The sequence below is a fragment of the Serratia sp. CY81684 genome (assembly GCF_052166595.1).
In the GTDB taxonomy this organism is placed as follows: Bacteria; Pseudomonadota; Gammaproteobacteria; order Enterobacterales; family Enterobacteriaceae; genus Serratia; species Serratia nematodiphila.
The window spans coordinates 132,858-152,588 of sequence record NZ_JBJNOO010000001.1; the positions used below are offsets into that span (position 1 = coordinate 132,858).

Sequence of the window (19,731 nt, forward strand, 5' to 3'; positions counted from 1 at the left end):
CAATGTTATCTGCTTATCTTACTCCTTTTCCGCCCTCGTCGGTAAATTTTTCGATTTACCGCTGTTCTTTACCTTACGCCAACATTCCAACTGAATGGAAATATCCCTGGGTTTTGTAAGGGGGCGGGGGGAGATCCGCTGTGCGAGGGATTGTTACGTTCCGTTGCATTATTGTCGCGCCATAGCTTGAGCTACGGCAGTTGTTGTGATGTTATATTATAACCCTCATCCATCATTTTGGTCATCACATTGATTCCCACTTCACGACATGGCGCCGCGCCGTCACTGAATTCGTTGTTCACCACCTCCGCCGCCGCGCGTTGTGCGGGGGCCGTTGTGCTGCTGGCTCTGCTGTGGCTCGGCATCTTTTGGGCGGTATCGCTGCCATGATCATCCTGCGTCAGCTGATGCTAGGCTATGGCGCCACGCCGCTTTTCCCACCGCTGAGCGGGCAGTTTACCGCCGGCTCGTTAACCGCGGTGGTGGGCGTCAATGGGGCCGGAAAATCGACATTGCTGAAAACGCTCGCCGGTTTGTTGCCGCCGATGAGCGGCAGCCTGAATTTCAGTGGCGGAAAGCCGCCGCGCAGAGCTTACTTACCGCAGCAGGCGGAGCTGGATCGGCAGTTCCCGATCGCGGTAAGCGATCTGGTGGCGATGGGATGTTGGCCGCAAAGCGGCATGTTCGGCGGTATGAACCAGCGTGCGGCGAGCCAGGTTAATGAGGCGCTGGCGAGCGTCGGCATGAGTGTGCTGGCGCACAGCCCGGTGGGCGAGCTCTCCGGCGGCCAGCTGCAGCGGGTGTTGTTTGCGCGCCTGCTGGTCCAACAGGCGCCGCTGATTTTGCTGGATGAACCTTTCACCGGTATCGACAGCGCCACCACGCAGATCCTGCTGCAGGCGATCGCGCAACTGCACCGGCAGGGGAAAACGGTGATCGCCGTGCTGCACGATATGTCGATGGTCGCCGAGCATTTTCCGCAGGCGCTGTTGCTGACGCCGCAGGCTTGCCACTGGGGCGCGGCCGAGCAAGTGCTGGAACAGGTGCCGAGGTATCACGCCGCCGAACGGCAGCCGGATCTGCGGGCGGTGGCGCCATGATGCTGTGGCATGCGCTTATCGATCCTTTCCTCTCTTTCGGTTTTATGCGCCGAGCGCTCATGGCGTGCCTGGCGTTGTCGCTCAGCGCCGCCCCGCTGGGCGTGTTTCTGCTGCTGCGCCGCATGAGTCTGGTAGGGGATGCATTGTCCCACGCGGTGTTGCCCGGCGCGGCGATCGGCTATCTGATCTCCGGCATGTCGCTGGTGGCGATGGGCGTGGGTGGCTTTATCGCCGGGCTGGCGGTAGCGATGCTGTCCGGCCTGGTGAGCCGCCGCACGCCGCTGAAAGAGGACGCCAGCTTCGCCGGATTCTATCTGGGCTCACTGGCGCTGGGGGTCACGCTGGTCTCGTTGCGCGGTTCCAGCGTGGATCTGCTGCACGTGTTGTTCGGTTCGATCCTGGCGGTGGATGCGCAGGCGATGCTGATGGTCGGTGCTATCGCCTCGGTTTCGCTGCTGGCGCTGGCGGCGCTGTACCGCGCGCTGGTTATCGAATCCTTCGACGTCACTTTCCTGCGCGTTAACGCGCCGCGCCGGTTGGCGCTGATCCACGGCCTGTTTTTGGCGCTGGTGGTGGTCAATCTGGTGGCGGGATTCCAGATCCTCGGCACCCTGATGTCGGTTGGGCTGATGATGCTGCCCGCCGCCAGCGCGCGCTTCTGGGCGCGCAATCTGCCGCAGATGCTGGCGACGGCGATGGGCATCGGCGCGCTTTCCAGTCTGATTGGGCTGGTGTGGTCCTATCACGCTTCGCTTCCCGCCGGCCCGGCGATCGTGCTCAGCGCCAGCATCCTCTTTTTTGTCTCGATCCTGTTTGGAACGCGCGGAGGCATTTACGCCTTTGTGCGCCGTTGAGAAGTGCCATTTGCAAGGAGAAAATATGAAACGTTTACCTATATCGCTGGCGGTAGCTGCTCTGCTGGCCAGCCCATTGGCGATGGCGAAGACCGTCGACGCCGTCGCCAGCTTTTCCATTCTTGGAGATATCGTCAAGCAGGTGGGCGGCGATCACGTCAAGGTCAGCACGCTGGTGGGGCCGGATGGCGATCCGCACAGTTTCGAGCCTTCGCCGCAGGACGGCAAGAAGCTGGCTCAGGCTGATGTGGTATTCGTCAGCGGCCTGGGGCTGGAAGGGTGGATCGATCGCCTGGTCAAGGCTTCGGGTTATAAAGGGCAGGTGATCACCGCTTCACAGGGCATCAACACCCGCCAGATGGAAGAGGATGGCAAACCGATTACCGATCCTCACGCCTGGAACAGCATGAAAAACGGCGTGCAGTACGCCACCAACGTGATGAACGCCCTGATCGCCGCCGATCCTGAGGATGCCAACTATTTTCGCCAGCGTGGCGCCGACTACATTCAGCAGCTGCAAAAGCTGGATCTGTGGGCCAAAACCCAGTTCGCCGCAGTGCCACCGCAGAAACGTAAGGTGCTGACCAGCCATGATGCTTTTGGCTACTTTGGACAAGAGTATGGCGTCACCTTCCTTGCCCCGGTCGGATTTTCCACCGAAGCGGAAGCCAGCGCCAGCGACGTGGCGAACCTGATTAAGCAGATTAAACAGGAGAAGGTTAACGCTTACTTTATCGAAAACCAGACCGATCCGCGGCTGGTGAAGCAGATTGCCGCCGCCACCGGCGCCAAGGCGGGCGGCGAGCTGTACCCTGAAGCGCTCTCCCGCGCCGGCGGCCCGGCGGCCACCTATGAGCAGGCGTTCAAACACAATGTCGACACGTTGCTGAGTAGCATGAAGTAATCTCTGCCCCCGCCCGCGGGTGGGGGACAGCTTGCAGGCACTTTCTCGCCATAAAAAAAGCCCCGTTGAGCAGCAACGGGGCTTTGCGACAGATGACACTTGGGAGTTAACGCTTTTTCTTACGTCCCTGTACCGCTTTGAATCGCGGATTGCTTTTACAGATCACATAGATGCGGCCACGACGACGCACGACTTTGCAATCCGGATGGCGATTTTTCGCCGAACGCAATGAACTCAATACCTGCATGGGATTTCCTTGTTACTTATTGCCGATAAAGCGGCCAAAGCGCTGCTGGAAGCGCGCCGTGCTGCCTTCTTTGGAATAGTCTTTCTGCTTACCGGTGTAATACGGATGCGAAGCGGAAGAGACGTCGAGGGTGACATACGGCCAGCTTTCGCCGTCCAGTTCGATAGTGCGATCGGTTTTGATGGTCGATCCCACTTTGAAGTAGGCATTGGCGCTGACGTCGTGGAACACCACGGTGCGATAATCGGGATGGATGCCGGGTTTCATAATGGCTCTCTCGTGTAATGTTATACTATAACAATAATTATGCGCCGACCTGGCATCATGATCAAGCGTAAATTGCACTCACGAGCGAATTAATGAGAACGGTTTGCATTAAGCAACTGAAGCAAAAGAAAAAGGCCGCATGCGCGGCCTTTTCGATTATCGGGTGGAGCTCACATCACTGAGCGATCAGTGGTGCTCTACCGGGTGGCTGTGTTCCAGGTCTTCGTTCTTCTTGCTGAAGCGGCGGCGAACCACCACGAAGAACACCGGTACGAAGAAGATCGCCAAGACGGTCGCGGTGATCATCCCGCCCATAACGCCGGTACCAACCGCGTTCTGTGCGCCGGAGCCCGCACCGCTGCTGATAACCAGCGGCAGAACCCCGAGGATGAAGGCCAGGGACGTCATCAGGATTGGACGCAGACGCATACGCACCGCTTCCAATGTCGCCTCGATCAGGCCTTTGCCTTCTTTTTCCATCAGGTCTTTGGCGAATTCCACGATCAGGATGGCGTTCTTCGCCGATAGACCAATGGTGGTCAGCAGCCCTACCTGGAAGTATACGTCGTTGTTCATGCCGCGCATCGTCGCGGCCAACAACGCACCGATAACCCCCAGCGGCAATACCAGCATGACCGAGAACGGCACGGACCAGCTTTCATACAGCGCCGCCAGACACAGGAACACCACCAGAATCGAGATGGCGTACAGCGCCGGCGCCTGGTTGCCCGACAGACGTTCCTGATAGGACATGCCGGTCCAGTCGTAACCGATGCCGCTTGGCAGTTTGGACGCCAGTTGCTCCATCAGGTTCATCGCTTCACCGGTACTCTTGCCCGGTGCGGCCTGGCCCAGAATTTCCATCGACGGCAAGCCGTTATAGCGTTCCAGACGCGGTGAACCGTATTCCCATTTCGCCGAAGAGAAGGCGGAGAATGGCACCATCTGGCCGCTGGTACCGCGCACGTACCACTTGTTGATGTCTTCCGGCAGCATGCGGAACGGCGCTTCGGCCTGTACGTACACCTTCTTCACACGACCGCGGTCGATGAAGTCGTTGACGTACGAGCCACCCAGCGCGGTGCTCAGCGTGCTGTTAATGGTGGTGATGCTGACGCCCAACGCCTTGGCTTTCTCCTGATCGACGATCAGTTTGAACTGCGGCGTATCTTCCAGGCCGTTCGGGCGCACGCCCACCAGCACATCCGGATGCTGAGCAACCATGCCCAACAGCTGGTTACGCGCTTCGGTCAGTTTTTCGTGCCCCAGGCCGCCCTGGTCAATCAGCTCGAAGTCGAAGCCGGTTGCGGTACCGAGTTCGATAATCGCCGGCAGGTTGAACGGGAACACCAGGCCTTCTTTAATCTGCGAGAAGGCGCCCATGGCGCGACCGGCGATCGCTTCGACCTTGTTCCCGGCCCCCGGACGCTCGCCCCAGTCTTTCAGGCTGACGAATGCCAGGCCGTTGTTCTGGCCGTTACCGTTGAAGCCGAAGCCCGCGACGGTAAACACCGAAACCACGTTGTCCTTTTCCTTGTTCAGGAAGTAGTCGGAGACTTCTTCCAGCACTTTGTTGGTGCGGGACTCGGTGGCACCGGCAGGCAACTGCACCATGGTCAACAGGATGCCCTGATCTTCGTCCGGCAGGAACGAGGAAGGCAGGCGCAGGAACAGCAGGCCCATGCCAACCACGATCAGCAGGTAGATGATCAGATAGCGGCCGGTGCTGCGCAGGATGTTGCCCACGCTGTCGGTATAGTGATGCGTGCTCTTCTCGAACATGCGGTTAAACCAGCCGAAGAAGCCTGTTTTAACCCCGTGATCGCCTTTCGGGATCGGTTTGAGCATGGTGGCGCACAGCGCCGGCGTCAGGATCAAGGCCACCAGCACCGACAGCGCCATCGCGGACACGATGGTGATCGAGAACTGGCGATAGATGGCGCCGGTTGAGCCGCCAAAGAACGCCATCGGCACGAATACCGCTGACAGCACCATGGCGATGCCCACCAGCGCGCCCTGGATCTGGCCCATCGATTTACGGGTGGCTTCTTTCGGCGGCAGCCCCTCTTCGGACATGACGCGCTCGACGTTTTCCACCACCACGATGGCGTCATCCACCAGCAGGCCGATCGCCAACACCATGCCGAACATCGTCAGGGTGTTTATCGAGAAGCCGAACGCCGCGAGTATCGCAAAGGTCCCCAACAGTACTACCGGCACCGCGATGGTTGGGATCAGCGTCGCGCGGAAGTTCTGCAGGAACAGATACATCACCAGGAACACCAGGATGATGGCTTCGATCAGCGTTTTCACCACTTCGTTGATGGAGATTTTAACGAACGGGGTGGTGTCGTACGGATAAACCACTTTCATCCCTTGCGGGAAGAATGGCGCCATCTTGGCCAGCTCGTCTTTCACACCTTTGGCGGTGTTCAAGGCGTTGGCACCGGTTGCCAACTTGATACCCAGGCCGGCGGCAGGCTTGCCGTTATAACGTGCGGTAACGGCATAGCTTTCCGCGCCGCGCTCGATGTGAGCTACGTCGCGCAGGCGCACCTGGGAACCGTCGGTATTCACCTTCAGCAGGATCTTGCCGAACTCTTCCGGCGAAGTCAGACGGGTCTGCGCGATGATCGAGGCGTTCAACTGCTGCCCCGGCACCGGCGGCAGGCCGCCCAGCTGGCCAGCGGCGATCTGGTTGTTCTGCTCGGTGATCGCGGAGGTCACGTCCGTGGTCGTCAGCTGGTAGTTGTTCAGCTTGTTCGGGTCCAGCCAGATACGCATCGCGTACTGGGCACCGAACAGCTGCACTTCACCCACGCCGGACGAACGGCTGATCGGATCCTTGATGTTGGATGCCACGTAGTCCGCAATATCGTCCTGCGTCATGTTCGGATCGTCGGAAACGAAGCCGGCCACCATCAGGAAGCTGCTGCTGGATTTTTCTACTTTCAGGCCCTGCTGCTGAACTTCTTGCGGCAGCAGCGGGGTGGCCAACGACAGTTTGTTCTGGACCTGAACCTGCGCGATGTCAGGATCGGTGCCGGATTCAAACGTCAGGGTAATGGTGACGCTACCAGAGGAATCACTGGTGGAGGACATGTACATCAGGTTATCGATACCGTTCATGTTCTGTTCGATAATCTGCGTGACGGTATCCTGCACCGTTTTGGCATCTGCGCCCGGGTAGGTGGCGGAAATACTCACCGCCGGCGGTGCAATAGTGGGATACTGCGCGATCGGCAGTTTCATTATTGCAAGCACCCCCGCCAACATGACGATGATGGCGATTACCCAGGCGAAAATTGGGCGGTCTATAAAGAACTTAGCCATGTATTACAGGCTCCTTTTTATGACTTCTGCGCTTCAGACTGCGGCTGTTTTTGCGCCTGAGTGTCAACTTCCTGCACCTTTACCTGCGCGCCTGGATGCACTTTCATCAGGCCGGAGACGATCACGCGATCGCCGGCTTTCAGGCCATCGGTAACCAGCCATTTGTCGCCAATCGCCTGGTCCGCCTTCAGCGTGCGCAGCTCAACTTTATCGTCTGCACCGACCACTAACGCCGTCGCTTCACCACGCGGGTTGCGGGTGACGCCTTGCTGCGGCACCAGCAGCGCATCGCTGCGTACGCCTTCGTCCAGACGGGCGCGCACGAACATGCCCGGCAACAGCGTATCGTTCGGGTTAGGGAACAGGGCGCGAATGGTAATGGAGCCGGTGGTCTCATCGACGGTGACGTCAGAGAATTCCAGCGTGCCTTCCTGCGCATATTCGGTGCCGTTTTCCAGCATCAGTTTCACCTTGGCCTTGCCGTTTTCCTGCTTCAGCGCGCCGCTGGCCAGTTCTTGCTTCAGGCGCAGGAAGTCGGTGCTCGACTGGGTGACGTCGACATACATCGGATCCAACTGTTGCACGGTGGACAGGGCGGTCGCCTGGCCGTTGCTGACCAGCGCGCCTTCGGTCACGGCGGATTTGCCGATGCGGCCGGAGATCGGGGAGGTCACTTTGGTGTACGCCAGATTAATGCGCGCGGTTTCGACGGCGGCCTTGGCGGCCACGACGGCGGCATCCGCTTGCTGCAGCGTGGAGACGGCGTTGTCGTAGTCCTGCTTACTGATATAGCTGGTACCCAGCAATGGCTTGTAGCGGTTTACCGTCACGCGTGCGATGGAAGCGCTGGCCTGTGCTTTGGCCAAATCGCCTTTCGCGCTGTCGTAGCTGGCTTGATAGGTGGCGGGATCGATTTGGTACAGAGACGTCCCGGCCTTGATATCGCTGCCTTCGACGAAGTTGCGCTTCAGGATGATGCCACTGACCTGAGGGCGAACTTCGGCGATACGATACGCAGCGGTGCGGCCAGGAAGATCGGTAGTGATGTTGAGAGGCTCGGCCTTCAAGGTGACTACGCCCACTTCAGGTGCCTGTTGTTGGGCACCTTGCTGTTGGGTTTCTTTATCGTTACATCCTGTTAGCACTAAGCTGCCTGAAAGCATCAGAACGGCCGCCAGAGGCGTTAACCCTCTGTTTTTGTTCATAGAAAAACCTCAAGTGTCCGATTTCAAAATGATCAATGGATCACAAGCTTTAAAACCCATTGCTGCGTTAATTATATGTGCGTGCTATGGTACATACATTCGCGAATGTATGTAAATCACACTCCCCCTAAATAACAATGCCATGGCACGAAAAACCAAACAGCAGGCGCAAGAAACCCGACAGCAAATCCTCGATGCTGCGGTGAGAGAGTTCTCTGAACGTGGCGTTGCTGCAACGTCACTGACAGATATTGCCACCGCTGCTGGGGTTACGCGTGGAGCCATTTACTGGCACTTCAAGAATAAGGTAGACCTGTTTAATGAAGTTTGGGAATCTACCGAGCCGAAAATTGACCAGCTCGAAACAGAGTATCAGGCAAAGTTTCCCGATAATCCACTGCGGGTTATCCGGGAAATTCTGATTTACGTTCTGACGTCTACGGTTGAAGACGGCCGCAGGCGGGCGTTGATGGAAATTATATTCCACAAATGCGAGTTTGTCGGTGAAATGATGCCGCTGCTGGATTCGCGCAAGGTGCTGTACCTCGCCGGTTACGAACGCATCGAAGCGGTGCTGTACAACTGCATTCACCACGGGCAATTGCCGGCCGATCTGCACACTCGTCGCGCGGCGATCATCCTGCGCGGTTATATCACCGGCCTGCTGGAAAACTGGCTGTTTATGCCGGAAAGTTTCGATTTGCGGGCCGAAGCCGAAGCGCTGGTGGATGCGTTTTTGGAGATGCTGCAGTTTTGCCCCACCTTGCGCCTCAGATCCGATATGCCGACGGCAGCACCGCCCAACGCCGGCTCCCTGCCTTTATAAGGAGAGATTTCATGTCATCAGTCGTTCTCATCGCCAATGGCGCCGCCTATGGCCACGAATCCTTGTTCAATGCGCTGCGGTTGGCCATCGCCATGAAAGAGCAGCAGAGCAGTCTCGATCTGCGGCTGTTTCTGATGTCCGATGCGGTGGTGGCCGGGTTGGCCGGGCAGCAGCCGCACGAGGGGTACCACCTGCAGCAGATGCTGGAAATCCTCACCGCGCAGCAGGTGCCGGTCAAGCTGTGCAAGACCTGCGCCGACGCGCGCGGCGTCAGCCGCTTGCCGCTGGCGGACGGCGTGGCGATCGGCACGCTGGTCGAGCTGGCGCAGTGGACGCTGGCGGCGGAGAAAGTGCTGACTTTCTGATTTCGCGACAATGGGACATCACCGGCAACGCTTTTGTTGTTCGTTGCCTGCCGGCTGTCGTGATAATCTTCAGGCTTCTTAACCGATTCCGAAGCTAAATCATGCATCGCTGGTTGACTCTGCCCTCTCTGGCGCCGCGTTCGTTTGTCGGCGCATGCCGGCGGCGCATCGCTGCCGCGACACTCTTTTTCCTGATTTGCGCGCTGAGCTTGCCGACACAGGCGGCGCTGAACGGCGATTTGCCGCAGCGCAGCGAAGTGCAAAGCCAGCTGGAAACGCTGAACAAGCAAAAAGCCCTGACGCCGGTCGAAAAGCTCTCCCAACAGGATTTGACCCGCACGCTGGAGCTGCTGGACGCCATCGAGCGCAATCGGCAGGACGCCGCGCAGCTTAAACAGCAGGTGCAGCAGGCGCCGGCGAAGCTCAGTCTGGTGACCGCCGAACTGGATGCGCTGAAGCAGCCGGTGGACAATGCGGCGGCGCGCGCTGCGCTGTTGCCGTTGTCGCTGCGCCAGTTGGAAAGCCGGCTGTATCAAACGCTCGACGAGCTGCAAAGCGCGCAGGAGAGCCTCTCCACCTACAACAGCCAACTGGTGTCGCTGCAAACCCAGCCTGAACGAGTACAAAGCACCATGTACGCCGCCTCGCAGCGCCTGCAGGAGATCCGCAGCCAGCTCAGCGGCCAGACGCCGGGGCAAGATTCGCTGCGCAACAGCCAGCAGGTGATGCTGAGCACCGAGCAGGCGCTGCTCAATGCGCAGCTGGAGCTGCAGCGCAAAAGCCTGGAAGCCAATACCACGCTGCAGGATCTGCTGCAAAAGCAGCGCGACTACACCACGGCGCATATCGACGCGCTGGATCGGGCGGTGCAGCTGTTGCAGGAGATCGTCAACAGCAAGCGGTTGACGCTGTCTGAAAAGACCGCCAAAGAGGCGCAGAACCCGGAAGACGCCACCGATATCCAGCACGATCAACTGGTCAGCAAGCAGCTGGACGTCAACCGCCAGCTGAGCCAGCGGCTGATCGCCGCCACCGAAGAGAGCAACACCCTGTTCCAGCAGAATATTCGGGTCAAAAACTGGCTCGATCGCGGGCTGCAGGCGGAACGTAACCTGAAAGAGCAGATCCAGGTGCTGAAGGGCAGCCTGGTGCTGTCGCGCATCCTGTATCAGCAGCAGCAGAGCCTGCCACAGGGCACGCTGCTGGCGGATATGGACACGCGCATCGCCGATTTGCGGCTGGAGCAGTTCGATATCAATCAGCAACGCGACGATCTGTTCAAGGGGGAGGATTACATCAACCAACTGGTGGCCGAAAGCAAGGAAAAGGCCGGCCCGGAAGTGATCGACGCGTTGAACGAGATCGTCGACATGCGCCGCGAGCTGTTGGATCAGCTGAACAAGCAGCTCAGCAACCAGCTGTCGCTGTCGATCAACCTGCAGATCAATCAGCAGCAGCTCACCAGCGTCTACGGTTCGTTGCAGGATACGCTGACCCAGCAGATCTTCTGGGTCAACAGCAACAAGCCGGTCGATCTGGCGTGGCTGAAGGCGATGCCGGAGGCGGTGCGCGATCAGCTCGCCGGGCTAGATATCAAATTCGACGGCGGCAAGCTGGTGCAGGGCGGGTTGAATGCGCTGGTGTTCCTGATCCCGCTGCTGTTGGCGATCGGGGTATTGCGCTGGCGCTACCGGCTGATCGACGGCCATTTACAAAAGCTGGCCAGCGATGTGGGGCAACTGAAGCGAGACGGCCAACTGCATACGCCGAAGGCCATCGCGCTGACCTTGCTGAAGGTATTGCCCGGCGCCGCGCTGCTGCTCGGCGTCGGTTTCTGGATGTATCGCGCCGATTTCGGCATCAGCGACTTTATCTGGGCATTGTCGCAGCAGCTGGCGCTGTCGTGGCTGGTGTTCGGCTTCAGCTATCGCATGCTGAAACCGGGCGGCATCGCCGAGCGGCATTTCAACTTCGGCGCCAATCTGTGCGCGCATTACCGCCGGCAGACGCTGCGGCTGGGATTGGCGCTGCAGCCGCTGATCTTCTGGTCGGTATTGGGCGAAAAAGCGCCGCTGCGCCTGGTGGAAGATGTTATCGGCCAGATCGTGGTGATGCTGACGCTGGCGCTGCTCGCGGTGCTGGTGTTCCCGCTGTGTCGCGACAGCTGGCGCGAAAAGGGCTCGCACGCCGTGCGGCTGATGGTGGTTACTGCCATCGCCGCCACGCCGCTGATCCTGCTGGGGCTGATGTTCGCCGGTTACTTCTATACCACGCTGCGGCTGGCCAGCCGCTGGATAGACAGCCTGTATCTGTTTTTCCTGTGGAATATCGTGTACCTGACCGCGCTGCGTGGCCTGAGCGTGGCGGCGCGGCGTCTGGCCTACCGGCGCGCGTTGGCGCGGCGGCAAAACGTGGCGAAAGAGGGGGCCGAAGGCGGTGAACCGGTGGTGGAAGAGCCGCCGCTGGCGCTCGATCAGATCAATCAGCAGTCGCTGCGCCTGACCACCCTGGTGCTGTTCGCCATCTTCGCCAGCGCCTTCTATGCCATTTGGTCGGATCTGGTGACGGTCATCGCTTATCTGGACAGCATCACGCTGTGGCATTACACCAGCACCGTGGCGGGCAGCAGCGTGGCGCAGGCGGTGACGCTGGGCAACATGATGGTGGCGATCGCCGCAGTGATCGTCGCCTACGTGCTCACCCGCAACTTGCCTGGTCTGCTGGAGGTGGTGGTGCTGTCGCGGCTGCAGCTGCGGCAGGGGGCGTCTTACGCCATCACCACCGTGCTCACTTACCTGATTACCGCCGTGGGCGCCGTGGTTGCGCTGGGATCGCTCGGCGTCTCCTGGGACAAACTGCAATGGCTGGCCGCCGGTCTGACGGTCGGGCTGGGCTTCGGGTTGCAGGAGATCTTCGCCAACTTCGTCTCCGGCCTGATCATTCTGTTCGAACGCCCGATCCGCATCGGCGATACCATCACCATCGGCACCTTCTCCGGTTCGGTCAGCAAGATCCGCATTCGCGCCACCACCATTACCGACTTCGATCGCAAAGAGGTGATCATTCCGAACAAGGCGTTCGTCACCGAGCGGCTGATCAACTGGTCGCTGTCCGACACCATCACTCGCGTGCTGATCAAGGTCGGCGTGGCCTACGGCTCCGATCTCGATAAGGTGAAAAAGGTGTTGCTGCAGGCGGCGCACGACAACCCGCGGGTGATGACCGATCCCGAACCGCAGGTGTTCTTCCTCAACTTCGGCGCCAGCACGCTGGATCACGAACTGCGGCTGTATGTGCGCGAACTGCGCGATCGCAGCTACACGGTGGACGAACTGAACCGCTCAATCGACCGCCTGTGCCGGGAAAACGACATCGACATCGCTTTCAACCAGCTGGAGGTATATCTGCATAACCAGCAGGGCAACGAAGTGCAGGAAGTGAAAAGAACGCTGTCGCCGGATGACGGCGGCCAGACGGCGGTGGATAAGCAATGAGAGGCGAAAGGGACAGCGGCGCTGTCCCTGGTTACTGTCCGGCGGGCAGATAGGGTGAGGTGACGCCGGCGCGCTGCAGCTTTTCCTGATAATCCCGTTTGACGATATCCAGCGCCGCCAGTGCGGTGACCGGATCGATCTCGTTGCATTCCAGCAGGTAAATCAAGTCTACCGCCAGCTGCAGTTCGGGTGAGGCGTTTTCCAGAGACATAGCACCTGCGCTTATTAATTAATGGGATGAATAACTCGCATACCGGCAGAGTATAGTGAACCCGGCGCACAACCGGGAATAATCATTAAAATATTGTGATAAATCTTCAAAAACCGTTTTCTTTGCGCTCGATATTGCGCTCGATGCGCGCCAACGCCTGACGACAGCGCATCAGCCGCCCCTCCAGCGCCGCCAGCTCGTGCTGCAGTTTTTGCTGCGCCGCCAGCGTGGTTTGGCGGCCGAGCAGGCTTTCCCGATCCTGAATCATGGCGATCAGCCGGCGTTCGTAGTCCTGATGTTCGGCCAGCTTGTGGTACAGATCGGCCTCGGGGGCTTCTTTCGGCTGGTTCTTTCGCCGCAGCGCCTGGGTCGCCAGCTCGCGCTGCAGGGCGGCGATCTGAGCCACCAGTTTTTCGGCCAGAAAGGCCACCTGGCTGGTGCGGTTGTCGTTGGCGGCGCTTTGCAGCTGGGCGAAATTCTTCTCCACCTCGGCCAGGTAGTCGCGCAGCCGCGTGCCGCGATTGGCGAACAGGGCGGCGTCGAAGCGCGCCTGCGGGATCGGAACGTCGCCGCGCGGGGTCACTTCGGCCGCCAGCGCCGCGATCTGCTGTGCCAATACCTGTAATAGACGCTGAGTGCTCACATAAGCTCCCTCTTGATTTCAACAGGCGTAAGCTTGCCCGCGATGCTGCTGTGAAACAAGCGCCGCATGCATATTCCGCCGGCGCGGCACCGATGCTACAGTAGGCGGCAACCGGTTGAGGAGCGAAGAGCCGCATGACGCGTGGGTTATTGATCATTTTGGGCTGGCTGGCGGTGGTGCTGGCGACGTTGGGCGTGGTGCTGCCGCTGCTGCCGACCACGCCGTTCCTGCTGTTGGCCGCCTGGTGTTTCGCCCGCTCTTCGCCGCGCTTTCATCACTGGCTGCTGCACCGTTCCTGGTTCGGCCCTTACCTGCGCCACTGGCAGCAGCATCGCGCGCTGCCGCCGGGGGCGAAGTGGAAGGCGGTGCTGGTGATCGTGCTGACCTTCGCCTGTTCGCTGTGGCTGGTGAAAATCTGGTGGGTGCGCGGGCTGTTGCTGCTGATGCTGGCCATTTTGCTGACCTTTATGCTGCGTCTGCCGGTTATTGACCTGCCGCAACAAAAACAGCGCTGATTGTGCGCCGCTGGTTGCATTTGTCCGCCAGTTTGCATAGATTTGGGCGTTTTCGTGCGCGGATCGCCTGCCATTTCTTCTCCGGTGTGTTTCTCCCGGGGGCGGCGGGTGAGCGGCGCGCCGGTTTTCAGGCAGTTTTATCAGGCAACAATTATGACCGCTACTGCGCAGCAGCTTCAGTTTATTAAAGACAGTATCAAAACCATCCCGGATTATCCGAAGCCGGGCATCCTGTTCCGCGACGTGACCAGCCTGCTGGAAAACCCGTTGGCCTATGCCGCCAGCATCGAGCTGCTGGTTGAGCGCTATCGCGAAGCGGGCGTGACCAAGGTGGTGGGTACCGAAGCGCGTGGTTTCCTGTTCGGCGCGCCCGTCGCGCTGGCGCTGGGCGTCGGTTTCGTGCCGGTGCGCAAACCGGGCAAACTGCCGCGCGCCACGCTCAGCGAAAGCTATGAGCTGGAGTACGGCACCGACAAGCTGGAGATCCACACCGATGCCATCACCGCGGGTGACAAAGTGCTGGTGGTGGACGATCTGCTGGCGACCGGCGGCACCATCGAAGCGACCACCAAACTGATCCGCCGTCTGGGCGGTGAAGTGAACGACGCCGCGTTCATCATCAACCTGCCGGATCTGGGCGGGGAAGCGCGTCTGAACAAGCTGGGCATCGATTGCTACTGCCTGGTGGACTTCGCCGGCCATTGATGCGGCATTGCCCCTTGGGCATAACGGCCTCGCGGATCGCCGCGGGGCTGTGTTAGCATGACCCTCCAGATTCCTCGACTTCTCCGGTATTAATGAGCTATCAGGTTCTCGCCCGTAAGTGGCGCCCTCAAACGTTCGCAGACGTGGTCGGCCAGGAACATGTCCTGACCGCGCTGGCCAACGGCCTCTCACTGGGGCGGATCCATCACGCCTATCTGTTCTCGGGCACGCGCGGCGTGGGGAAAACCACCATCGCCCGCTTGCTGGCCAAAGGCCTGAACTGTGAAACCGGCATCACCGCCACGCCATGTGGCCAATGCGACAACTGCCGCGAGATCGAGCAGGGGCGCTTTGTCGATCTGATCGAGATCGACGCCGCTTCCCGAACCAAGGTGGAAGATACCCGCGATCTGCTGGACAACGTCCAGTACGCGCCGGCGCGCGGCCGCTTCAAGGTCTACCTGATCGATGAAGTGCACATGCTCTCGCGCCACAGCTTCAACGCGTTGCTGAAGACGCTGGAAGAGCCGCCGCCGCACGTCAAATTCCTGTTGGCCACCACCGATCCGCAAAAGCTGCCGGTGACCATTCTCTCGCGCTGTCTGCAGTTCCACCTCAAAGCGCTGGACGTCGATCAGATCCGTCAGCAGCTGGAAACGGTGCTGACGGCGGAGCAGATCACCAGCGACGCCCGCGCGCTGCAGCTGCTGGCGCGCGCCGCCGATGGCAGCATGCGCGATGCGCTGAGCCTGACCGATCAGGCGATCGCCATGGGGCAGGGGCAGGTGACCGCCGCCACCGTCAGCCAGATGCTCGGTACGCTCGATGACGAGCAGCCGCTGGCGATCCTCGAAGCGCTGGTCAGCGCCGACGGTGAAAAGGTGATGGCGCAGGTCGCGCAGGCCGCTTCGCGCGGTGTGGACTGGGAAAACTTGCTGGTGGAGACGCTGGCGCTGCTGCATCGCATTGCGATGGTGCAGCTGTTGCCTTCGATGCTCGACAACCAATACGCCGCCGTGGAGCAACGGCTGCGCGAGCTGGCGCGCACCCTGCCGCCGGCCGATGTGCAACTTTACTACCAGACGCTGTTGGTGGGCCGCAAAGAGCTGGCCTATGCGCCGGATCGCCGCATGGGGGTTGAGATGACCCTGCTGCGCGCGCTGGCGTTTCACCCGAAAGCGGTGATCCCGGAGCCGGTGGCGTTGGTGCAGACCGCGCCGGCGCCGATGGCGCAGCCGCAGCAGGCCGCATCGCCACAGCCGCCGCAGTTTCAGGACGCGCCGCCGCCGCTAGGGCAGCCGGCCGCGCCGCAGCGACAATCATCGGCCCCTTTACCGGATGCCACCGCCCAGCTGTTGAAAGCGCGGTCCCAGCTGCAACGACAGCAGGGAGCATCCACACCAAAAAAGAATGAGCCGGCGGCGCCAGGAATAGCGCGGCCGGCAAACTCGGCGCTGGGGCGTTTGGCTTCGGTGACCGAGCGCAGCCAGCAGCGCCTGGCGGAGAAGAAGGTGCCGGAAAAACCGGCGAAACCGGAAGCTTATCGCTGGCGCGCGCAAACCGAGCCGGAAGCGGCGCCGGAACCGCTGGCGACGCCGAAAGCGCTGCGCACGGCGTTGGAACACGAGAAAACGCCGGAGCTGGCCGCCAAGCTGGTGGTGGAGTCGCTGGAGCGCGACGCCTGGGCGGCGGAAATCGATAAGCTGAAGATCCCGAAACTGGTGCAGCAGCTGGCGTTGAACGCCTTCAAGCAGCAGCCGGAGCCGGGCAAGATTAGCCTCCATCTGCGGTCTTCGCAGCGCCATCTGAATTCGCCTTCGGCGCAGAAGACGCTGGCCGACGCGCTCGGTGAGCTGTACGGCAGTCCGATTGAGCTGACCGTGGTGGAGGACGATAATCCGGCGGAGCGCACCCCGCTGGAATGGCGACAAGCCATCTATGAGGAAAAGCTGGCGCAGGCGCGCCAGTCCATCGAAGCGGATACCAACATTCAGACGCTGCGCCGATTCTTCGACGCGGATCTGGATGAAGAGAGTATTCGCCCCCTTTAAACGCCGCGCGAGGTGCGCGGCCCTAGCGACGAGAGACGACTATGTTTGGTAAAGGCGGTCTGGGCAACCTGATGAAGCAAGCCCAGCAAATGCAAGAAAAAATGCAGCAGATGCAGGAAGAAGTCGCCAAATTGGAAGTGACCGGCGAATCCGGCGCCGGCCTGGTGAAAGTCACCATCAATGGCGCGCACAACTGCCGCCGCGTGGAGATCGATCCTAGCCTGATGGAAGACGACAAAGAGATGCTGGAAGATCTGATCGCCGCGGCGTTTAACGACGCCGCGCGCCGCATCGAAGAGACCCAGAAAGAGAAAATGGCCTCTGTCTCCAGCGGCATGCAGTTGCCGCCTGGCTTCAAGATGCCGTTCTGATGCAAACCAGCCCGCTCCTTGAATCCCTGATGGAGGCGCTGCGCTGCCTGCCGGGCGTCGGCCCGAAATCGGCGCAGCGCATGGCGTTTCAGCTGCTGCAGCGCGATCGCAGCGGCGGCATGCGCCTGGCGCAGGCGTTGACGCGCGCGATGTCGGAGATTGGCCACTGCGCCGATTGCCGCACCTTCACCGAGCAGGACGTCTGCACCATTTGCGCCAATCCGCGCCGCCAGCAAAACGGCCAGATTTGCGTGGTGGAAAGCCCGGCGGATATCCACGCCATCGAGCAGACCGGCCAGTTCGCCGGGCGCTACTTTGTGCTGATGGGGCATCTGTCGCCGCTGGACGGCATCGGGCCGGGCGATATCGGTCTGGATCGCCTGGAGCAACGGCTGGAAAAGGAAAGCATCACCGAAGTGATCCTCGCCACCAACCCGACGGTGGAAGGGGAGGCGACCGCCAACTACATCGCCGAGATGTGCGGCCAGTATGGCGTGCTCGCCAGCCGCATCGCCCACGGCGTGCCGGTGGGCGGCGAGCTGGAGATGGTCGATGGCACCACGCTGTCGCATTCGCTGGCGGGGCGCCACGCCATCAAGTTCTGATGTTTTCCCGGATGGGGCCGCCCGGCCCCATTGTTTTTTGCCAAAAAAATCCCGCCGTCCGCTTGAAAAACAACACCCTGACCCTCATCTGATCCTCATTGTTCGATTTTGGTAGCCATTGTCTTTTGAGGTAATCAATGAGTATGAAAGGTCAAGAAACCCGCGGGTTCCAGTCTGAAGTAAAACAGCTGCTTCATTTGATGATCCATTCGCTGTACTCCAACAAAGAAATTTTCCTGCGCGAGCTGATTTCCAACGCCTCTGACGCCGCCGACAAGCTGCGCTTCCGCGCCCTGTCCGCGCCGGAGCTGTACGCCGGCGACGGCGAGCTGCGCGTACGTTTGTCCTTCGATAAAGAGCAGCGCACCCTGACCATCGCCGACAACGGCATCGGCATGCGCCGCGAAGAAGTGATTGAAAACCTCGGCACCATCGCCAAGTCAGGCACTAAAGCGTTCCTGGAATCCATAGGTTCCGATCAGGCGAAAGACAGCCAACTGATCGGCCAGTTCGGCGTCGGTTTCTACTCGGCGTTCATCGTGGCGGACAAAGTGACCGTGCGCACCCGCGCCGCCGGCGCCGCCGATGACGAAGGCGTGTTCTGGGAGTCCGCCGGTGAAGGCGACTACACCATCGCCGACATCACCAAAGAGACCCGCGGCACCGAAATCACCCTGCATCTGCGCGAAGGCGAAGATGAGTACCTCGACGCCTGGCGCCTGCGTTCGGTGATCGGCAAATATTCCGATCACATCGCCTTGCCGGTGGAGATCGAAAGCAAAAACGAAGAAGACGATACCGTCACCTGGGAGAAGATCAACAAGGCGCAGGCCCTGTGGACTCGCAGCAAGGCTGACGTGACCGACGAAGAGTACAAAGAGTTCTACAAACACATCGCCCACGACTTCACCGATCCGCTGAGCTGGAGCCACAACCGGGTGGAGGGCAAGCAGGAATACACCAGCCTGCTGTACATCCCGGCGCAGGCGCCGTGGGACATGTGGAACCGCGAGCACAAGCACGGCCTGAAGCTGTATGTGCAGCGCGTGTTCATCATGGACGACGCCGAGCAGTTCATGCCGAACTACCTGCGCTTCGTGCGCGGCCTGATCGACTCCAACGATCTGCCGCTGAACGTGTCGCGCGAGATCCTGCAAGACAGCCGTGTGACGCAAAACCTGCGCGGCGCGCTGACCAAGCGCGTGTTGCAGATGCTGGATAAGCTGGCCAAAGACGACGCCGAAGGCTACCAGAAATTCTGGCAACAGTTCGGTCTGGTGCTGAAAGAGGGCCCGGCGGAAGACAACGGTAACCAGGAAGCGATCGCCAAACTGCTGCGCTTCGCCACCACCCACGGCGACAGCTCGGCGCAGACCGTATCGCTGGAAGAGTACGTCGGCCGCATGGCGGAAGGGCAGGAGAAGATTTACTACATCACCGCCGACAGCTACGCCGCGGCCAAGAGCAGCCCGCACCTGGAGCTGTTCCGCAAGAAAGGCATCGAAGTGCTGCTGCTGTCCGATCGCATCGACGAGTGGATGATGAGCTACCTGACCGAGTTCGACGGCAAGCCGTTCCAGTCGGTCAGCAAGGCGGATGAAGCGCTGGATAAACTGGCGGATGAAACCGAAGAGCAGAAGGCCGCCGAGAAGCAACTGGAACCGTTCATCGAACGCGTGAAAACCCTGCTGGGCGATCGCGTGAAGGATGTGCGCCTGACGCACCGCCTGACCGATACGCCGGCGATCGTGGTGACCGACGCCGACGAAATGAGCACCCAGATGGCCAAGCTGTTTGCCGCTGCGGGCCAGCAGGCGCCGGAAGTGAAGTACATTTTCGAGCTTAATCCGGAACATGCTCTGGTCAAACGCGCATCCGACGTGGGCGATAACGAACATTTCGCCGAATGGATCGACCTGTTATTGGATCAGGCGCTGCTGGCTGAACGCGGCACGCTGGAGGATCCGAACCTGTTTATCCGCCGCATGAACAAGTTGCTGTCCGCCTAAAGTTGATTATATGCGCCCTTAACGGC

Annotated in this window: 18 protein-coding genes and 1 other annotated feature; of the genes, 12 read left to right on the plus strand and 6 right to left on the minus strand. The window is 60.3% G+C overall.

The features are described 5' to 3' along the window. Positions 1 to 386 precede the first annotated feature (386 nt). The 3 genes from ACJ8QF_RS00680 to ACJ8QF_RS00690 are packed head-to-tail and all read left to right on the plus strand — an operon-like array spanning position 387 to position 2,858. Positions 387 to 1,100 (plus strand): metal ABC transporter ATP-binding protein, encoded by a 714-nt coding sequence (locus ACJ8QF_RS00680; protein WP_442537180.1) that lies wholly within the window; start codon positions 387 to 389, stop codon positions 1,098 to 1,100. Beyond that, positions 1,097 to 1,954, plus strand: coding sequence for a metal ABC transporter permease (locus tag ACJ8QF_RS00685; RefSeq protein WP_280630872.1), 858 nt, complete (start codon positions 1,097 to 1,099; stop codon positions 1,952 to 1,954). The genes ACJ8QF_RS00680 and ACJ8QF_RS00685 overlap by 4 nt, the downstream gene beginning before the upstream one ends. A 25-nt stretch (positions 1,955 to 1,979) precedes the next feature. Next, a complete protein-coding gene (locus tag ACJ8QF_RS00690; RefSeq protein WP_004940307.1) occupies positions 1,980 to 2,858 on the plus strand; it encodes a metal ABC transporter substrate-binding protein in 879 nt (292 codons plus the stop codon). Between the two features lie 106 nt (positions 2,859 to 2,964). Here the strand turns inward: ACJ8QF_RS00690 and ykgO are convergent, their stop codons facing one another. From ykgO to sdeX, 4 genes are all read right to left on the minus strand, one after another. Continuing rightward, entirely contained in the window at positions 2,965 to 3,105 is a 141-nt protein-coding gene (ykgO, locus tag ACJ8QF_RS00695; RefSeq protein WP_004940304.1) for a type B 50S ribosomal protein L36, read from the minus strand. A gap of 12 nt (positions 3,106 to 3,117) precedes the next feature. Further along, positions 3,118 to 3,372, minus strand: coding sequence for a type B 50S ribosomal protein L31 (locus ACJ8QF_RS00700; protein WP_004940303.1), 255 nt, complete (start codon positions 3,370 to 3,372; stop codon positions 3,118 to 3,120). A gap of 186 nt (positions 3,373 to 3,558) precedes the next feature. After that, positions 3,559 to 6,705, minus strand: coding sequence for a multidrug efflux RND transporter permease subunit SdeY (gene sdeY, locus ACJ8QF_RS00705; RefSeq protein ID WP_004940301.1), 3,147 nt, complete (start codon positions 6,703 to 6,705; stop codon positions 3,559 to 3,561). A gap of 17 nt (positions 6,706 to 6,722) precedes the next feature. Further along, complete coding sequence (gene sdeX / locus ACJ8QF_RS00710) at positions 6,723 to 7,910, minus strand: multidrug efflux RND transporter periplasmic adaptor subunit SdeX (protein WP_004940290.1); 1,188 nt, start codon at positions 7,908 to 7,910, stop codon at positions 6,723 to 6,725. Between the two features lie 142 nt (positions 7,911 to 8,052). Between sdeX and acrR the strand changes: the two genes are divergently transcribed. The 3 genes from acrR to mscK all read left to right on the plus strand — a co-directional run bounded on the left by acrR (position 8,053) and on the right by mscK (position 12,595). After that, on the plus strand, positions 8,053 to 8,736 hold the full coding sequence (gene acrR / locus ACJ8QF_RS00715) for a multidrug efflux transporter transcriptional repressor AcrR (RefSeq protein ID WP_049810854.1): 684 nt from the start codon (positions 8,053 to 8,055) through the stop codon (positions 8,734 to 8,736). Between the two features lie 11 nt (positions 8,737 to 8,747). Beyond that, positions 8,748 to 9,101, plus strand: coding sequence for a DsrE/DsrF/TusD sulfur relay family protein (locus ACJ8QF_RS00720; protein WP_004940282.1), 354 nt, complete (start codon positions 8,748 to 8,750; stop codon positions 9,099 to 9,101). A 101-nt stretch (positions 9,102 to 9,202) separates the two neighbouring features. Further along, positions 9,203 to 12,595 carry a mechanosensitive channel MscK gene (mscK, locus tag ACJ8QF_RS00725; protein WP_442537181.1) on the plus strand — a complete coding sequence of 1,131 codons (3,393 nt, stop codon included), beginning with the start codon at positions 9,203 to 9,205 and terminating at the stop codon, positions 12,593 to 12,595. A gap of 31 nt (positions 12,596 to 12,626) precedes the next feature. On the opposite strand, the gene rsmS is transcribed toward mscK, so the two are convergent. Both rsmS and priC read right to left on the minus strand, forming a co-directional pair. Next, positions 12,627 to 12,806 (minus strand): pleiotropic regulatory protein RsmS, encoded by a 180-nt coding sequence (gene rsmS / locus ACJ8QF_RS00730; RefSeq protein WP_004940278.1) that lies wholly within the window; start codon positions 12,804 to 12,806, stop codon positions 12,627 to 12,629. A 106-nt stretch (positions 12,807 to 12,912) separates the two neighbouring features. Beyond that, entirely contained in the window at positions 12,913 to 13,449 is a 537-nt protein-coding gene (gene priC, locus ACJ8QF_RS00735) for a primosomal replication protein PriC (protein ID WP_004940276.1), read from the minus strand. Between the two features lie 134 nt (positions 13,450 to 13,583). Between priC and ACJ8QF_RS00740 the strand changes: the two genes are divergently transcribed. The 6 genes from ACJ8QF_RS00740 to htpG all read left to right on the plus strand — a co-directional run bounded on the left by ACJ8QF_RS00740 (position 13,584) and on the right by htpG (position 19,705). After that, on the plus strand, positions 13,584 to 13,964 hold the full coding sequence (locus ACJ8QF_RS00740) for a DUF454 family protein (RefSeq protein WP_004940275.1): 381 nt from the start codon (positions 13,584 to 13,586) through the stop codon (positions 13,962 to 13,964). A 153-nt stretch (positions 13,965 to 14,117) separates the two neighbouring features. Next, entirely contained in the window at positions 14,118 to 14,669 is a 552-nt protein-coding gene (gene apt / locus ACJ8QF_RS00745; RefSeq protein WP_015376864.1) for an adenine phosphoribosyltransferase, read from the plus strand. 92 nt (positions 14,670 to 14,761) lie between these two features. Next, on the plus strand, positions 14,762 to 16,720 hold the full coding sequence (gene dnaX / locus ACJ8QF_RS00750; protein WP_286093900.1) for a DNA polymerase III subunit gamma/tau: 1,959 nt from the start codon (positions 14,762 to 14,764) through the stop codon (positions 16,718 to 16,720). Beyond that, positions 16,053 to 16,117, plus strand: a sequence feature (DnaX frameshifting element). (Overlaps the previous gene by 65 nt.) 41 nt (positions 16,721 to 16,761) lie before the next feature. Continuing rightward, the gene (locus tag ACJ8QF_RS00755) at positions 16,762 to 17,091 is read left to right on the plus strand and encodes a YbaB/EbfC family nucleoid-associated protein (protein WP_004940264.1); all 330 of its coding nucleotides are present in this window, start codon (positions 16,762 to 16,764) and stop codon (positions 17,089 to 17,091) included. Further along, on the plus strand, positions 17,091 to 17,696 hold the full coding sequence (gene recR, locus ACJ8QF_RS00760) for a recombination mediator RecR (RefSeq protein WP_004940263.1): 606 nt from the start codon (positions 17,091 to 17,093) through the stop codon (positions 17,694 to 17,696). The genes ACJ8QF_RS00755 and recR overlap by 1 nt, the downstream gene beginning before the upstream one ends. Before the next feature lie 143 nt (positions 17,697 to 17,839). Continuing rightward, on the plus strand, positions 17,840 to 19,705 hold the full coding sequence (gene htpG / locus ACJ8QF_RS00765; RefSeq protein ID WP_442537182.1) for a molecular chaperone HtpG: 1,866 nt from the start codon (positions 17,840 to 17,842) through the stop codon (positions 19,703 to 19,705). Positions 19,706 to 19,731 lie beyond the last annotated feature (26 nt).

Bases quoted from the DNA above. Each gene is read 5' to 3' on its own strand.
- ACJ8QF_RS00690 (WP_004940307.1), top strand. From the start codon at position 1,980: ATGAAACGTTTACCTATATCGCTGGCGGTAGCTGCTCTGCTGGCCAGC.
- sdeY (WP_004940301.1), bottom strand. From the start codon at position 6,705: ATGGCTAAGTTCTTTATAGACCGCCCAATTTTCGCCTGGGTAATCGCC.
- mscK (WP_442537181.1), top strand. From the start codon at position 9,203: ATGCATCGCTGGTTGACTCTGCCCTCTCTGGCGCCGCGTTCGTTTGTC.
- recR (WP_004940263.1), top strand. From the start codon at position 17,091: ATGCAAACCAGCCCGCTCCTTGAATCCCTGATGGAGGCGCTGCGCTGC.
- ACJ8QF_RS00740 (WP_004940275.1), top strand. From the start codon at position 13,584: ATGACGCGTGGGTTATTGATCATTTTGGGCTGGCTGGCGGTGGTGCTG.
- ACJ8QF_RS00685 (WP_280630872.1), top strand. From the start codon at position 1,097: ATGATGCTGTGGCATGCGCTTATCGATCCTTTCCTCTCTTTCGGTTTT.
- rsmS (WP_004940278.1), bottom strand. From the start codon at position 12,806: ATGTCTCTGGAAAACGCCTCACCCGAACTGCAGCTGGCGGTAGACTTG.
- ACJ8QF_RS00680 (WP_442537180.1), top strand. From the start codon at position 387: ATGATCATCCTGCGTCAGCTGATGCTAGGCTATGGCGCCACGCCGCTT.
- htpG (WP_442537182.1), top strand. From the start codon at position 17,840: ATGAAAGGTCAAGAAACCCGCGGGTTCCAGTCTGAAGTAAAACAGCTG.
- ykgO (WP_004940304.1), bottom strand. From the start codon at position 3,105: ATGCAGGTATTGAGTTCATTGCGTTCGGCGAAAAATCGCCATCCGGAT.
- ACJ8QF_RS00720 (WP_004940282.1), top strand. From the start codon at position 8,748: ATGTCATCAGTCGTTCTCATCGCCAATGGCGCCGCCTATGGCCACGAA.
- acrR (WP_049810854.1), top strand. From the start codon at position 8,053: ATGGCACGAAAAACCAAACAGCAGGCGCAAGAAACCCGACAGCAAATC.
- apt (WP_015376864.1), top strand. From the start codon at position 14,118: ATGACCGCTACTGCGCAGCAGCTTCAGTTTATTAAAGACAGTATCAAA.
- sdeX (WP_004940290.1), bottom strand. From the start codon at position 7,910: ATGAACAAAAACAGAGGGTTAACGCCTCTGGCGGCCGTTCTGATGCTT.
- dnaX (WP_286093900.1), top strand. From the start codon at position 14,762: ATGAGCTATCAGGTTCTCGCCCGTAAGTGGCGCCCTCAAACGTTCGCA.
- ACJ8QF_RS00700 (WP_004940303.1), bottom strand. From the start codon at position 3,372: ATGAAACCCGGCATCCATCCCGATTATCGCACCGTGGTGTTCCACGAC.
- ACJ8QF_RS00755 (WP_004940264.1), top strand. From the start codon at position 16,762: ATGTTTGGTAAAGGCGGTCTGGGCAACCTGATGAAGCAAGCCCAGCAA.